The sequence below is a fragment of the Bacillus sp. TSO22 genome, from assembly GCF_020223595.1.
Lineage (GTDB): Bacteria > Bacillota > Bacilli > Bacillales > Bacillaceae > Bacillus > Bacillus inaquosorum.
The window spans coordinates 181,194-196,992 of the sequence record NZ_JAHAWO010000015.1 but is presented as its reverse complement, the minus strand read 5'-3'; the positions used below and the strand labels follow the sequence as shown (position 1 = coordinate 196,992).

The window sequence follows — 15,799 nt, the reverse complement described above, 5'->3', positions numbered from 1 at the left end:
AAGGAGATTTGACATGCGCCAAGTCTATATGTATGACGAAAATTACATGTTTGTTCAGCCGGTAATTATCGAAGATATTGATGAAACTGGTAACTACACCATTCCAAATAATTGTACTACAATTCAGCCCCAATCATTCTACAAAGCAAAATTTAATCCCGAAACCCAACAATGGTTTGAGTCAGCAACACAGGAGTATATTGATAGTCTGAAGCCGCCTCCCCCAGTTCCAACAGATTTGGATAAAGTAAAGCAACAATTGGGTGACTTGACATTTCAACTCATGATGGGAGGCTTTATTTAATGAATTGGTACGAAATAATTATAGATTATTATAATGATGGAAACGGTGTTTGGGATGAATATCGAGTAAAGCAAGCTGTTATCAAAGGAAAAATCACTCCGGAAGAATACAAAGAAATAACAGGTAAAGAATACATTGAAGACGTGATCTAATTGTGATAATTTGTATTTATGAATATATTAAAAAACTTAATAATTGTATTTCTAATCTTCATAGGAGGATGTTCCACCGCTTCTCACTCATCTATTAAAGGGTCGGGAAATACAGAAAATCCTCCTGTTGGTAACTACAATCCATTGATTATTGCCCACAGAGGAGCGTCTGATTTAGAACCAGAACATACCGTATTATCTTACAAACGAGCAATTAAAGATAAGGCAAATTTTATAGAAATTGACCTGAGACCAACCAAAGATGGCAAGTTAGTCGCAATACATGATAAGGATGTTGAAAGAACAACTAATGGAAAAGGAAAAGTACAGGAACTGACTTTGTCACAATTGAAAAAATTCAATGCAGGTAAAGGTCAAAAAATATTGACAATTGAAGAGATTATAAAAGAATTTGGACTTTCGACCAATTATTACGTTGAAACCAGAGAAGATAATAACGGGAATTTAATAATGGAACAGGAACTTGTCGATATACTGAACAAATATAACTTAATCGCTAAACATAAAGTTGTCTTACAGTCTTTTAGCGAAAAGAGTTTAAAGAAGTTACACTCAATAAATAAAGATATTCCTCTTGTTCGTCTACTTGGTGATGAAGAGGTGAAAAGTTTAACAAGCGATACTCTAAAAAACATCAAAAAATATGCTTATGCAGTTGGCCCTAACGCTAAATTAGTTGATGAGTCAGTTGTAAAGAGAGTCCACGATGCAAATCTAAAAATACATGTGTTCTTTGATGCAGAAAATGAGAGAAAGCTAACCAAGAAAATGCTTGGTTTAAAGGTTGATGGATTGTTTACCAATGATCCAGCTTATACTTTAAATGAGCTAAAATAAAATCATATTGAAGTTTTCCAAGACACCCCTTCTTGCGGGTGTCTTTTGTTATGAAGAGGATAAAAAGGAGGAAATAAAATGGCATCAAAAAAATTGAACTTGGGATTAATCGAGGAAAGCGTCAGTAAATATGACAAGAAAGAGAAAGTCCAATTAACTGATGAGGCGCATGTGTTTATTTATCCACACTTCTCCCCTTCTCGTTTAACAAAAATGTTAGCCGGATTGATTTCTGATCAAGATGAAGCTAAAGAAGCAGGAATCAAATCTTTTAAGGATATAAATCCAGTTCAATGGACATTCTTTTCACTTATAAAAGAATTTACGGACTTGGGCATTCCAAATGACATTAAAAATAAAGTCAAGTGGTATCTTAAACTTGTAGACTCAGAGTACTTCCCTTTAATTATCAATAGCTTTCCTAAAGAGAGCTTAGAAAAACTGGGTAAAGCCACTGTAATGCTGCAACAAAATATAGATGAGCTATCAAAAAAATCTCAGGAAGAAGCAAATAATCTTATCCTGCAGAAGGTCGAAGAAATCGAAGGCAGCACTGACCTAAAATAATGGCAAAAAACATAAAAGAAATTAAACTCATGATTGAGAAAGCTGCTATTCAATCTATACATAAATCTTCCTCCAACGTTAAGCAAGTCATGACGAAAACAGGTCAAGTTCATGTTGAAGAAGATGTTTACGGCACCTATATCCCCCTACTCTATGAACGTACAGGAAACCTTAAAGACGCTTTTATAACAATCAACGAAAGTAACGGGGTATCCTTGGACAATATTAGAGAAGATGACGGGAAAGATGTTGCTACAGTCATTGAGACCGGACGGGGTTATACCTACCCTGATTCATATGGATATGGCTACGGTAAACCTCGTCCTTTTATGAAGTATACTGCCGAGACTCTAAAAGATGGACGATTAACAGAGGCATTAAAAAGAGATTTAAAAGCAGACGGAATTAAAACAGACTAATGGTGGTGAATTAATGACCAAATCAATTGAAAAGAATATGCTCAGATCTCGAGCAACAAAGCTTCCCGAGGTCACGGAATCAATGTGGGAGCAAGTAGATGAGGAGCACAGAAACTTAGTTCAAGAGTTTTTAGATGCTCATTCATTTAGAGAAAAAACACGAAAGCAGTATTATTCCTCCCTTCGCCAATTTTTTTGGTGGGTACATACCTCTCTAAACGGGAAAAAACTTTATAAAATCTCAAAGCGTGATTTTATTAGGTATCAAAGTTTCTTAAAAAATCGTGGAATGTCTTCCAGTGGGATTGCATTAAAAAAAGCTGGTGTATCATCATTAAACAACTATATTGAAAATGTTGTTGCAGAAGATGATGAGAATTATGAGAAATTCAGAAACTTCACCCGTGGACTCCCAGCTATTCCAAAAACCACAACATATGAAAAAGTAAAGGTTACATATGATGATTACAAGCTAATGATGGACGCCTTAAAAGAGGACGAAAATTATTTAGGAATGGCCTGGCTTGCCACAGCTTTTAATGTTGGCGGGCGAAGAGCAGAACTCATACAGCTAAAAACAGAAATATTAGATTACCCTCTCCCCGAAGGTCAATCATATGTGATGAGTCATAAGGTTTTCGGAAAAGGTAAAGGTGAAGGAAAGCCTCTTGAGTACATGATTAACACAGAAGCATTGGATTACCTTCGATTGTGGCATGAAAAACGCGGTTATGACCATGAATACCTCTTCACTACTCAGTATGGCGGAGAGCCTAAACAGATGTCAGAGTCTTGGGCTGATTATTTTTGCTCGGACGTTTTATCAGACATTCTTGGCCGGCGTATTAACCCTCACCTCTTCAAAGCTTCATGCATCACTTATCTCCTAGAAGTTAAGAAAATCAAAATTGAATTGATAAGCAAATATGTAGCTCATCATGAAGATGTCTCAACAACAATCAAACATTATGATTTACGGGATTTTGAAGAAGAAAAGAATCAAATATTTGTTTAGTTAAAATCCCTCTTTTATGCAGAATCAAGATTCCTCGTCCTGAGGAATTTTGCTTATGTATGAAAGCATCTCCTTTGGAAAGTAAGTTCATTTATTCCCTAAAAGGGAACAAATATATATAAAATAAAAAATGTTGATCCTTTTAAGGTTATTTGTTATTATTTTAATGTAAATACAACCATAAAAGGAAGTGTGTCATATGTATGGGCAAAGGTTACGATTTTTAAGAAAATCACATAAATACACCCTAGAATATATTGGTGAGAAAATAGGTATTGCGAAGTCGAGTTATGGTGGTTATGAATCTGAAAGTAAAAAACCGCCATTAGACAAACTTATAGAATTGGCTAAAATTTACGATGTCTCAGTAGACTATATTTTAGGAATAACTGATGATCCAGATCCTAAAAAAGAGCGTAAAAATATATCAGAATTCTTAGAAAAGGATAATCTCCATTGGAACGGGCACCCTCTTTCCCCTCAGGAGATTGAACCGATTAAACAAATATTTAAACTAATTGTTAGAAATAAATAAATTATTCACTTCCTCTTGTTCCGCCCCGATATGGAAATCGTGATATAATGCAGGAAAATGGTACCGGTGGTGGTTGAATGATTTGGGCAATTATTGTTTTGTTAGTAATAGCTGCTTTCTTTATAATAGGGGATTTTGGAGCAGATAAACAAAAGGAAATAGAAAAACAAAATTTAGAGAAAATAATTTCTGCAGGAAATTACCCAAAGGATTATAAGTCATATCTAACCCCAGATAAAAATAAAAAGCTGACTTTGGTTGAATCCGAAAATAAGTTTGTAATTCATCATTTCAATGAAATATTGGCAATTGAAGAAAAATCAATCCCATTTAGCAAGATAATCGAAGCTGAGATAGCTATTGATGATCAATCCATAACAAGAGTTTCTAGAGGTAGTCAAATGGCAGGAGCCGTTATCGGAGGACTTGCTGCAGGAGGTATTGGGGCTCTTGTTGGAGGGTTATCTTCAGACAGAACTGAGTCCAAATATTTTAGAAAGATTGATCTTAAGTTAAAACTTGATGATTTTTCTAACCCCATAACTAAAATAGAGTTCTTACCAAGTAAAACTGATACTGGCTTACAAAACACTAAAGGATTTAAACAAGATGATCAAAAAGTTAAGGAAGCTTTATCTAATGTTGAAATTTGGCAAGGGATTATGGAAATAGCAATACGCAAAGGAAGTAAAGTCGCTCAATAGCTGAGTGGCTTTTTTATTTTCCCCCTCCCCTACTGAAAGGAAGTGATTCTTACTTGAGTCAAAACCTCAAAATCATATTAACCCCGCAAGCTGATACCTCATCAAAAACTGTCGAACAGTTAAATCAGCAAATCAAATCTTTAGAAAAAAAGCTTAACTCCCTCGAACTAAACACAAATATTGATTCTACAACCTTAAAAGCTCTGCAAGAATTCTCTTCTGCTGTAGATGCGTATCAAAAAAATCTAAAATCCTATAATCAAACAGTAAAAGAAACGTCCACAGTAATTAAGAATGCTGATGGATCAGTTGAAAAGCTCACCCAGCAATACAAGAAAAACGGTGAGATTCTTCAACGTGAAACTAAAATAATTAATAATCGCAATGCTGCTCTAAGGCAAGAAACTCAAGAAGTTAACAAACTCGCTCAAGCCACTGAAAAATTAGGTCAAGTACAAAAAAAGACCGAACAAAAGAACTTACAAGGCCGAACCACAAAGGTTGTACAGAAAAACCGTAACGGTTTTGAAGACATCGTCTATACGACTGACTCTAAAAATAATGCAACTTCTTCAAGAACCACAACCAATTACGATCAACAAAGGAAAGCAATTGAACAATTAAACCAAAGCCTGGAAAAGTTAAGAGAAAAAGGGTTAGTCTCTTCCCAGGTGCTCTCTCGACTTTCCACTTCAATTAACGGTGCTCAAACTGCGGCTCAAATTGATCAAATTGCAAATCGTATTAAACGACTTGATGATTCCTCTACTGCTAAAGCAAAAACAAAAGAACTTGAGCATCAAGTTCAATTATATCAACGTCAAGCGCAAATAAATGTTCAAAACCTCAGTGCCCGTTACGGCAACTCCCTTAGTACCGCTAACTCCTCTGCCCTTCAGAATTATCTCAACTCAGTTAACCAACTTACGGCAAGAACCCCTAATTTAAGAACACAAATGCAGAATCTAAATATGCAGTTCAGAGAAGTATCTGCGAATGCATCATCTGCTTCTTCTAATGTTTCAGGCTTTGGAGAACAATTAGCACAATCATTTAGTCGTATGCCCGCATATTTTCTGAGTGGGACGATGTTCTATTCAGGAGTTCAAGCATTAAAGTCAATGGTGGAACAAGTCATTCAAATCGATACTTTAATGACAGACATTAGACGAGTAATGGACTTACCTGATTACAAATTTAATGAACTACTGCAATCCTCAATTGATCTTGGTGATCAGCTATCTAATAAAATTTCGGATATCCTTGAAATCACTGGTTCATTTGGACGAATGGGCTTTAGTGAATCTGAACTTGGAGATGTAACTAAAACCGCTCAGGTCTTACAGAACATTTCTGATTTGAATCCTAACGATACTGTTAACACCTTAACAGCTGCAATGCTTAACTTTAATGTCGCAGCCGGTGATTCTATATCAATTGCAGATAAGTTAAATGAAGTCGATAACAACTATGCAGTCAGTACCTTAGACCTTGCAAACAGTATTAGAAAAGCCGGCTCTACAGCCTCTACTTTCGGTGTTGAATTAAACGACTTGATTGGTTACACAACAGCAATTGCCAGCACTACTCGTGAGTCAGGAAATGTTGTAGGTAACTCACTAAAGACCATTTTTGCTCGTATTGGTAATAACCAAAGTTCAATCAAGGCATTAGAAGAGATTGGTATCTCAGTTAAAACAGCTGGTGGTGAAGCTAAGTCTTCGAGCGAATTAATTGAGGAACTCGCTGGGAAATGGGATACGTTAAGTGATGCTCAGAAACAAAATACATCAATAGGCGTTGCGGGTATTTACCAGTTATCTCGTTTTAACGCAATGATGAATAACTTCTCCATTGCCCAAAGTGCTGCGAATACTGCTGCTAATTCAGTCGGTAGTTCATGGAAAGAGCAACAAAAATATGCCGATAGCTTGCAAGCAAGAGTTAATCGTTTATCCAATGCTTTTACAGAAATGTCTGTGGCATCAGGTGAAGCGTTAATATCTGATAGTATCGTAGTGTTCGCTGATGCGTTAAAAAGTTTAATGCAATTAAGTGCCCAAGTAACCAAGTCCGTTGGATTACTTCCGCAAGTATTTGGAGCAGCGACAGCTGCAGTTATATTATTTAACTCTTCACTTCGTGCAAGTGCTATAACTTCAGGCACTGCAATGGGTGCAGCTCTAAAAAATCTTATCCTTAATTTTAATACTTTTACGGTTGGAGTTACAGCAGCTTCAGCCAAAACAGCAATTTGGAGTAAAATCACAACTGCTTTTTCAACTTCACTTTCGAACTTAAAAAAGGCAGCAATGACTACAGGAGCTTTCTTAGCCGGTAGCTTCCTTCCTATGGCAGCAATGATGGCTTTTGGTGTTGTTATTGAGAAGCTAATATCCTCATACTCCAAATTAAAACAAGCACGAGAAGATTTTGAACAAGCTAAAATTACAAGCATTGAAGCAATTACGACCAATAAAGACACAACAGATCAATTAATTGCTCAATATAAAGAGCTTCAAAAAGCAAAAGAATCAGGTACTTTAAGTTCTGAAAAAGAACAGGAGTATCTTCAGGTCACGCAACAATTAGCTCAAACGTTTCCTAATTTAGTTGCTGGTTACGACTCACAAGGGCAAGCAATAATTAAAAATAATGACGCTCTACAAGATGCCATCAAATATACACAAGAACTAGCCGACCTCAATAAGAAAGATATTCAAACGGGTGCCAAAGACACTTTTTCGGATAGTTTGAAAGAAATTAAGGATCTTCAGGCTGAAATTGATCAATATAAAAAGATGGCTGACACATACTCAAAAGGAAAGGGTTTCTGGTCATTCTTTGAAAATCCTTTTGCAGATGACAGCTCAATTAAAAATCAAGGTGTTAAAGCTGAACAAGAAGCTCTTCGTGTTGAACAATCTCTATCTAGCTCACAGTCAAAAATCCGTGAACAAGTTTCCAAAACAGTCGAAGCATTTAACTCCATAAAAATTAATCCTCAGCTCACCAAGGAAGTCAATGATGCATTTAACAAAATTGATTTCACCAAAATGGATGCATCACAGTTAGAGTCCTTTTCTATCAATGTGTCTCAATATATGGATAAGATACAAAAGGCTCTACAATCAGGAAATCAGACAGACTTTTCTAAAGCATCTCAAGGTCTTGAAAACCTCATAAGTCAATATGTAAATGGTTCTGATAAGGCAAATGGCCTTGTACTCTCTTATGGGGATCTTAAGGATGCTATTGACTCAACAAACAATTCAGCCGAATCAGCTAAAGTAACATGGGATGAAAATGGAGAAGGCGTAGATGCTTTAGGAGAATCTGTTGGCACCCTATCTGACAAACTTAAAGATGCCAAAGGTGACTTCGAAGCAATTAGCTCCATTATTAGTGACCTTGTTGATTCTAAGCAAAATGATTTAGCCATTTCCGCAATGCAAAACGATGCTTATGATGCCATGGCTGATAACATCTCCCCTTTAAATGAATTGCTTGAGAAAATGGCAGAAGGTAAGAGTTTATCAGCTTCAGAAGCTATGAAGCTAATCCAGAAAGAAAACGATCTTGCAGACGCTATTTCAATTGAAAATGGCGTTGTGAAAATAAACAGAGATGCAGTTGTTAAGCTGCGTGACGCCAAGCTAAAAGCATACAATGACATGCAGCAGTCTGTTAAGCAGGATCTAATAAATCAAGCTAATGCTTTAAACAAGAAGATTAATATGTATAAATCTGAAGTTAAAGCGATCAAAACTGTTCAAGATGCTTATAATTTGAAATCAGATCTTGAAAAACAAAAGCAGAAAATTCTTGAGGAAATGAAAAAAGGTAATGGCGGAGCAATTCAATACCTTCCTAAAACTCAAGAAGATTTAAATCAAGTTACTGACATTACTGATCAACTTGATGAACTTGATAAATTAGCTGATTTAGCTTCCTCTTCTCTATCAGAGACTGGCACATCAATGGAAGATATGTCTTCATCTGCAGAAAAAGCTTCTGAAGAAGTAAAAACTTCTATGTATGTTGTTGATAAATACAAGGAAGCATTAGAAAAAGTTAATGCTGAGATTGACAAATACAACAAGCAGGTCAATGATTATCCGAAATACTCTCAGAAATATCGAGATGCAATTAAGAAAGAAATTAAAGCACTTCAGCAAAAGAAAAAGCTTATGCAGGAACAAGCTAAGCTGCTTAAAGATCAAATTAAATCCGGTAACATTACTCAATACGGTATTGTAACTACTACATCTTCATCTGGGGGAACCTCTACTTCAACTGGTGGCTCATATACTGGAAAGTATTCAAGCTACATAAATTCAGCAGCTAGTAAATACAATGTTGACCCTGCCCTTATAGCAGCTGTAATTCAGCAAGAATCAGGGTTTAATGCTAAAGCACGATCTGGTGTAGGTGCCATGGGATTAATGCAACTGATGCCAGCAACAGCAAAAAGCTTAGGAGTAAATAACGCTTACGATCCTTATCAAAATGTTATGGGTGGAACAAAGCACCTCGCCCAACAACTTGAAAAGTTTGGCGGTAATGTTGAAAAAGCATTGGCTGCATATAATGCTGGGCCTGGTAACGTAATTAAATATGGTGGTATCCCTCCTTTTAAAGAAACACAGAATTACGTCAAGAAGATCATGGCCAACTACAGCAAATCCCTCTCCTCTGCCACTTCTTCAATCGCCAGCTATTATACAAATAATAGCGCTTTTAGGGTAAGCTCCAAATATGGACAACAGGAATCCGGTCTCCGCTCCTCCCCACACAAAGGAACTGATTTTGCTGCAAAAGCAGGTACAGCAATTAAATCTCTTCAAAGTGGTAAAGTCCAAATTGCTGGCTACAGTAAAACTGCAGGTAACTGGGTTGTTATTAAACAGGATGATGGAACAGTTGCCAAGTACATGCACATGCTTAACACTCCTTCTGTAAAAGCAGGTCAATCAGTTAAAGCCGGTCAAACTATTGGTAAAGTTGGTAGCACAGGGAACTCAACTGGGAACCATCTTCACCTACAAATTGAGCAAAATGGAAAAACAATCGATCCTGAAAAGTACATGCAAGGTATTGGAACTTCTATTTCAGATGCGTCACAAGCTGAGGCAGAACGGCAACAAGGAATAGCCCAGGCTAAATCTGATCTTCTCTCCCTTCAAGGAGATATCAGTTCAGTCAATGATCAGATTCAAGAACTTCAGTATGAACTAGTTCAATCTAAACTCGATGAGTTTGATAAAAGAATTGGGGATTTTGATGTTCGGATAGCTAAAGATGAATCAATGGCTAACCGATACACTTCTGACAGCAAGGAATTCCGCAAATACACCTCTGATCAGAAAAAAGCTGTGGCAGAACAAGCTAAAATCCAACAACAAAAAGTTAATTGGATTCAAAAAGAAATAAAAACAAATAAAGCATTGAACTCTGCTCAACGTGCACAGCTTCAAGAAGAGCTTAAACAAGCCAAGTTAGATTTAATTTCTGTTCAAGACCAGGTTCGTGAGCTACAGAAACAACTTGTTCAATCTAAAGTTGATGAGACACTCAAGTCAATTGAAAAGTCATCTTCTAAAACCCAAGGGAAAATTAAGGATGTCGATAACAAAATTTCAATGACTGAAGAAGATGAAGACAAGGTTAAATACTATAGCAAGCAAATAAAGCTCATTCAACAACAACAAAAGGAAGCCAAGAAATACATTAAGCAGCTTGAAGAACAAAAGAAAGCTGCGAAAGGTTTCCCTGACATCCAGGAACAGATCACTGAAGAAATCGAAAACTGGAAAGATAAACAGAAAGATTTTAATCTTGAGCTTTATAACACCAAGAAGTCGATCAAGGATATCTATAAATCATTGGCTGATGAAGTTGTATCCATCTACAAAGAGATGTACGAAAAAATGCGGGATATAGAGCTAGAAGCCCATCAGAAAGCGACACAAGATAAGATTGATGAGATCGACAAAGAAGACGAAGAAGCTAAGTATCAAAAGGAATTGAGGGAGAAAAACCAGGCAATACAGGAAACAAAAGATAAGATCAATAAGCTTTCCATGGACGACTCCTCTGAGGCTAAATCTCAAGTCAAAGACCTAGAAAAACAGCTTCAAGAACAACAGGAAGCTTTGGATGAGTATATTAAAGATCGTAGCAACACAAAACGAAAAGAAGCCCTTCAGGATCAGCTTGAAAAAGATGAAGAGTCAATCAACAACAAGTACGATGACCTGGTAAATGATGAACGAGCATTTAAAAAGCTTGAAGATAAGCTTATGGATGGTAAAATCACTGACATCGCTAAGCAGCTTAATGAATTCACCAAGTTCATAAACGAGAATATGAATTCGATTGGGAAAAGTATCTCCAATAACTTGATTGATAAGCTTAAGGACGCTGCCAGTGCATTAAATACCGTTACAACTGGAAATACAACAGGTAAAAAGGTATCATCATTTGCTTCTGGTGGATATACAGGTACAGGACTTGGAGCAGGAAAGCTTGCATTCTTACATGACAAGGAACTTATTTTAAATAAGACAGATACTGAAAACATGCTGGAAGCTGTAAAGCAAGTTCGTCAAACGCCTACTGATAGTTCAACAAAGACTGCCTCTAAATGGGGTCAACCTGGTAAAATTTCAGATGTTTTAAGTAAGAGTATCGCCCTTGTCACCCCAGCAATGAACGCTGCAGTTACTAGCCAAACAAATCTAACTAAAGGCTTAATTCCAGCTCTTAAGAACTTATCAACACCTACTGTATCCCCTTCTACACCTCAAGGGAATACTTCAAACAATCAGAACTCATTCACAATTAATGTAACAGAAGCTAGTAATGCTAAAGAAACTGCAAGCTTAGTGTACAAACAATTAGCAAATGGTCTTAAAAATACCGGACTGAATTTCAACATAACATGAGTCGGCTAAGGCCGGCTCTTTTTATATTGGGGGTGAAAAAGTGATTAGACAGAGCCAATATTTCATGTTTGATAACGTAAAGTCGATCGACTACGGTGTAGAAAACGTTAATACAGAATCAGGGTTAGTTGAGGAATCTTTTTTGGGCTCACGATCAGTTAATGAAACCTATGTAAAAGGAAGATCAGAGCCATACACTGAAGGGGTCAAAAGAGAATCAAAACAATTCCCTTTAAACTTTTACGTTGGTGAAAATTATGATGAGAATAAAATAAGAGCAATTAAGCGTTGGCTAGATGTTGATGATTACAAGCCATTAGCTTTCAGTGAAAATTTAGACATTGTGTATTATGCAATGCCCGTGGATACCAGTGATTTAGTCCATAATGCGGCCAGACATGGATATGTTCGTTTGACAATGAAATGCAACTCCCCTTATGCATACAGTCGAAACACAAGTACCCATTCCTTTGATATATCATCAGAAATGAAAATCATTGAACTCCATAACAAAGGTGATGTTGCAATTTACCCTACTGTTGAAATTCTTAAAATTGGCGACGGCGATGTGAAAATCGAGAACCTAAGTGATTATACTGAACCCTTTATATTCAGCAATCTAAAAGACAGAGAAATTGTTAAAGTGAATGGCGTCAAAGAAATTATTGAGTCGTCTTTATATGGGAATGAAAGATATGATGATTTTAATGACAATTATATTAGATTAGATTACGGAAAAAACCGATTAAAAGTGACAGGGAAATGCAAACTGAGATTCGCTTTCAGATTTAAGTATCGGTAAGAAGGTGAAAAATTGATAACTATTCGCAAGGATACAGAAATAAAAAACATACGCTTATCCCTTGCTAAGCCAGACAAGACTAAAATAGCCAACATTGATGAAGTTCTGAATCCAACTGTAACTTTAAATCATGGAAGCAGCGTTCACGAACTCTCCTTCTCTATTCCGCTTAAGGCCACCTATGATGGGGTCGCTAAAAGAAATCATGTTGTAGATCTACTAAAACCCTGGTACCTAATTAAAACAGAGTTCTATGGGCTTACGATTTGGTTTATTATCACTAAAAGAACCAAGTCTTTCAGCAGTGAAATGGATACTGTACAAGTTGAGTGCAGATCTCTTCAACATGAATTGAGCAGAATAAGCGTTCTTAAATATGAGGAGACATCTAAAAACCTCCAGGAAGTAGTTACAGACTGTTTAAAGAATACCAGTTGGACGGTTGGATACATAGACACTCTCTTTAACATAAAACGAAGACAGTTTGATGTATCATCAACTAACAAGCTTGATTTTTTATATTCAATCTGCGAGAAGTTCGATGCAGTTCCAGTCTTTGATACAGTAAAAGAAACTGTAAGCTTTTATAAAGAATCTGACATTTCCAAATACAAAGGCCTTAAACTTAACCCCCGACAATATATGATTAGCATGGACGATTCGGATGATGCAGACGAATTGGTAACAAGACTGTATGCTACTGGAAAAGATGGCATAAGTATTAATTCAGTGAACCCAACTGGACAATCGTATATTGATGATTTCTCTTATTTCCTCTTCCCTTTTCAACGTGACGAACAACGAAATGTTATTTCCCACAGTGCCTATATGCCAGATGAACTATGTCATGCAATTCTTGATTACAATGACCTAGTTAATAACGAAGGAAATGCGTTTAATAAACTTCTCACCCAAAAGAACAAAGCTGAAACTGGTTTAACCGAATTGAATAATGAGCTTTACACACTTGATCTAGAAGTCCAAAAGTTATTAGATCGAATTGAAGTTGCGAAGAAAGCTGGAGATGACACAAGTCAACTAAAAGCTCAACTTGCCGTAAAGCAGAAAGCAGTTGCAGAAAAGAAAAGCCAAATTGCTACAGTCGAATCAACAATTTCTCAAATATCTACTTCAATTTCCAAGCTTAAAGAAAAGCTCTCTTTTGAGAGAAATTTTAGTGAAAATCAGCAAAAACTGCTCTCACGCTTCATTTCAACAACTGAATGGTCAAATGACAGCATCTATGATGAGAATGAACTTTATGATGATGCCAACCAAGAACTCGAAAGTCGCAATACACCGCCAGTAAATGTAACACTCGATATAGTAAACTTTTTTAACTGTCTTAGTGAAAAACATAACTGGGATAGGCTCAGTTTAGGAGACATAGTACGAGTTCAACAGAATGATTTAAATACCGATATTAAAGCCATACTTTCAGCAATAACAATTGATTTTGAACAATCAAATATTAGTGTCACAGTTACAAATGGAAAAAGAGTTCAATCTGATTTTGAGAAAATCATAAAAACCGTTTACAGAACAAACAAAATAAGTACTGAATTAAACAAAAGAAAGATTGAATGGGACAAAGTAACTGAAAACTTCAATATCCGAAATGACAGAATCTCAGTACAGCCCGCCCCTCCTGCCATTGCTTCTGATGGCACTGCAATTACCCATAAGGTAAATGATAACGGATCAGTGGATATTACCGTTCAGTGGAGTTATGTTGATTCCAATGAGGACAAATACAACATCGATGGGTTTGAGGTTTACTTACACGGTAGTGATGAAAATGAGGAGTATACATTTGGGTCTGTGCAAGCTAGTGAGAACTTACAAAATGTTAAATATGACAGACGTACAGCCACTTTCACCGGATTACCTTCAAATATGTACTACACTATTGGTGTTCAAGCATATCGAAGAGTAGATGCAGATATAGATATAAATCAGATTCTTCTTTCGGATATAGTTAAATCAAGTCATCCTTCTGAAAACCCCTACCTCCCTTCTCCTTCAATTGAAGTAAAAGGAAGCCTTAGTGGAAAAGTTAATGGTCTCTATACAATCTCCACGGAAGCTAAGCCAGAAGATCCAGAAACAGGGACAATTTGGATTGACCCAAAGACTAATAAACAGGAACTTTTTAACGGAGAGGAATGGATTGTCTCATCTGCAGGATCAGCAGACTCCTTGAATGGTTTTCCTGCTTCTACAACAACTTCCCCAAACTCAATCCCCGTTCGAAATGAATCAGGGATAATTAGTGGTTCAATAGATGGTAATGCAGAGATGTTAGGTGGACGGGCAGCATCTGATTATGTATTAGTTGAAGATATCCTCACACCCCCACAGTTTGCAAAGGGTTCTTATATAGGTGACGGTACTCCAAGTAAAGCAATCTCACTCACCTTTACTCCCGATTTGGTAAAAATAACTCCAATTTCAACCGAAGACAGTCAACTAGTTATTGAAAGTACTTTGGGCGGTTATGCCTATCAGGTAACTTCAACCGGATTATCCTTAAAAGGTGGAGATACAGGTTACGGCGCTTTAGGCAACTTCATGTTTATTACAGGAGCAGATAGCAATTTTAGGGGCAATAAATTAAACGTTAAATATATCTGGGAAGCTTATCAACAAAATTAACGGAGGTGATTAAACTGGCGGATTTTGCTGAATTATACAATGACCCGATACTAAGTAAAAAGAGAATAGGTTCAGTTGAAGACCCGTACCTAACTTACAATGAAACATTGACAATATTTAATGGAAGAGCACTCCTAACTGAGATTCCGAACAGAGAATTTCGTGTTGAAGTTACTGGGGACAACAAGGAATGGCGAGAGATTGAAGATGGAGAACTTGACGACAACTATTTTAAGGTTGATTACCTTATGGGAGTTGTCTTTTTTAATGCTTCAAACGAAGGAAAATCACTTACCTTCAATTACAGTGGCGAAGGAGCTTCCTTCTTTCCCGCCTCTCGAATTTGGATAAAGCGTCAAGGGAATATGGTAATTGAAACTCTACAAGGGCTTATTGATGAAGCTGAAGATGCAATAATTCGAATGAATGAACGGATTGCTGAATGTGAACGTGTTACAAAGCGATGTATTGAAATAACTAAATGGTGCAGAGAAGCTACATCCGATTATGAATATGTTGTTGAAAACACAAGAAAAATTTATAAGCCTTCAGTTTATACATACGCCGATATTATTACAACGTATCCAAACCCACTTATTGGCTGGACTGTTGCAGTTAAAGAAACAAAAACAGTCTATAGGTGGGATGGATTTGACTGGGTAGACATTGGTACTTCAGAAGTATATGAAGGTTTTAATATTTTATTAAGTGCTGTCGAACCGTTTAGTGCGAATTATATATGGTATCAAGATGAAGGCTTGGCACCTGAAAAACAAAGAGTAGTCATATCAAATGTTGCACCTGAATCAGGTATGGTTTGGTATGAAATTGATTAGAAAGA

At 36.6% G+C, this 15,799-nt stretch carries 12 protein-coding genes; all 12 read left to right on the top strand.

What is annotated here, in order from left to right; all coding sequences use genetic code 11:
• The first annotated feature begins 13 nt into the window (after positions 1 to 13).
• The 12 genes from KHQ79_RS20595 (at position 14) to KHQ79_RS20540 (ending at position 15,794) form a co-directional block, all read left to right on the top strand.
• The gene (locus KHQ79_RS20595; protein WP_099043147.1) at positions 14 to 304 is read left to right on the top strand and encodes a hypothetical protein; all 291 of its coding nucleotides are present in this window, start codon (positions 14 to 16) and stop codon (positions 302 to 304) included.
• Positions 304 to 456 (top strand): XkdX family protein, encoded by a 153-nt coding sequence (locus tag KHQ79_RS20590; protein ID WP_225516745.1) that lies wholly within the window; start codon positions 304 to 306, stop codon positions 454 to 456. The genes KHQ79_RS20595 and KHQ79_RS20590 overlap by 1 nt, the downstream gene beginning before the upstream one ends.
• Before the next feature lie 18 nt (positions 457 to 474).
• The gene (locus KHQ79_RS20585) at positions 475 to 1,314 is read left to right on the top strand and encodes a glycerophosphodiester phosphodiesterase (protein ID WP_225516744.1); all 840 of its coding nucleotides are present in this window, start codon (positions 475 to 477) and stop codon (positions 1,312 to 1,314) included.
• 78 nt (positions 1,315 to 1,392) lie between these two features.
• Entirely contained in the window at positions 1,393 to 1,881 is a 489-nt protein-coding gene (locus tag KHQ79_RS20580; protein ID WP_225516743.1) for a hypothetical protein, read from the top strand.
• Positions 1,881 to 2,300 (top strand): hypothetical protein, encoded by a 420-nt coding sequence (locus KHQ79_RS20575; RefSeq protein ID WP_147772122.1) that lies wholly within the window; start codon positions 1,881 to 1,883, stop codon positions 2,298 to 2,300. The genes KHQ79_RS20580 and KHQ79_RS20575 overlap by 1 nt, the downstream gene beginning before the upstream one ends.
• A gap of 13 nt (positions 2,301 to 2,313) precedes the next feature.
• Positions 2,314 to 3,315 carry a tyrosine-type recombinase/integrase gene (locus KHQ79_RS20570; protein WP_225516742.1) on the top strand — a complete coding sequence of 334 codons (1,002 nt, stop codon included), beginning with the start codon at positions 2,314 to 2,316 and terminating at the stop codon, positions 3,313 to 3,315.
• Positions 3,316 to 3,514: 199 nt separating this feature from the next.
• On the top strand, positions 3,515 to 3,850 hold the full coding sequence (locus KHQ79_RS20565) for a helix-turn-helix domain-containing protein (protein ID WP_225516741.1): 336 nt from the start codon (positions 3,515 to 3,517) through the stop codon (positions 3,848 to 3,850).
• Between the two features lie 77 nt (positions 3,851 to 3,927).
• Positions 3,928 to 4,554, top strand: a complete 627-nt coding sequence (locus KHQ79_RS20560) for a hypothetical protein (protein ID WP_225516740.1) — start codon at positions 3,928 to 3,930, stop codon at positions 4,552 to 4,554.
• Positions 4,555 to 4,607: 53 nt separating this feature from the next.
• Positions 4,608 to 11,501 carry a phage tail tape measure protein gene (locus KHQ79_RS20555; protein WP_225516739.1) on the top strand — a complete coding sequence of 2,298 codons (6,894 nt, stop codon included), beginning with the start codon at positions 4,608 to 4,610 and terminating at the stop codon, positions 11,499 to 11,501.
• A gap of 40 nt (positions 11,502 to 11,541) precedes the next feature.
• Entirely contained in the window at positions 11,542 to 12,303 is a 762-nt protein-coding gene (locus KHQ79_RS20550) for a distal tail protein Dit (protein ID WP_225516738.1), read from the top strand.
• A 12-nt stretch (positions 12,304 to 12,315) separates the two neighbouring features.
• Positions 12,316 to 14,958 carry a DUF7361 domain-containing protein gene (locus tag KHQ79_RS20545; RefSeq protein ID WP_225516737.1) on the top strand — a complete coding sequence of 881 codons (2,643 nt, stop codon included), beginning with the start codon at positions 12,316 to 12,318 and terminating at the stop codon, positions 14,956 to 14,958.
• A 14-nt stretch (positions 14,959 to 14,972) separates the two neighbouring features.
• Complete coding sequence (locus tag KHQ79_RS20540; protein ID WP_225516928.1) at positions 14,973 to 15,794, top strand: hypothetical protein; 822 nt, start codon at positions 14,973 to 14,975, stop codon at positions 15,792 to 15,794.
• Positions 15,795 to 15,799 lie beyond the last annotated feature (5 nt).

Coding starts and splice junctions, on each gene's coding strand:
- KHQ79_RS20595 (WP_099043147.1), top strand. CDS start 14: ATGCGCCAAGTCTATATGTATGACGAAAATTACATGTTTGTTCAGCCG.
- KHQ79_RS20590 (WP_225516745.1), top strand. CDS start 304: ATGAATTGGTACGAAATAATTATAGATTATTATAATGATGGAAACGGT.
- KHQ79_RS20585 (WP_225516744.1), top strand. CDS start 475: ATGAATATATTAAAAAACTTAATAATTGTATTTCTAATCTTCATAGGA.
- KHQ79_RS20580 (WP_225516743.1), top strand. CDS start 1,393: ATGGCATCAAAAAAATTGAACTTGGGATTAATCGAGGAAAGCGTCAGT.
- KHQ79_RS20575 (WP_147772122.1), top strand. CDS start 1,881: ATGGCAAAAAACATAAAAGAAATTAAACTCATGATTGAGAAAGCTGCT.
- KHQ79_RS20570 (WP_225516742.1), top strand. CDS start 2,314: ATGACCAAATCAATTGAAAAGAATATGCTCAGATCTCGAGCAACAAAG.
- KHQ79_RS20565 (WP_225516741.1), top strand. CDS start 3,515: ATGTATGGGCAAAGGTTACGATTTTTAAGAAAATCACATAAATACACC.
- KHQ79_RS20560 (WP_225516740.1), top strand. CDS start 3,928: ATGATTTGGGCAATTATTGTTTTGTTAGTAATAGCTGCTTTCTTTATA.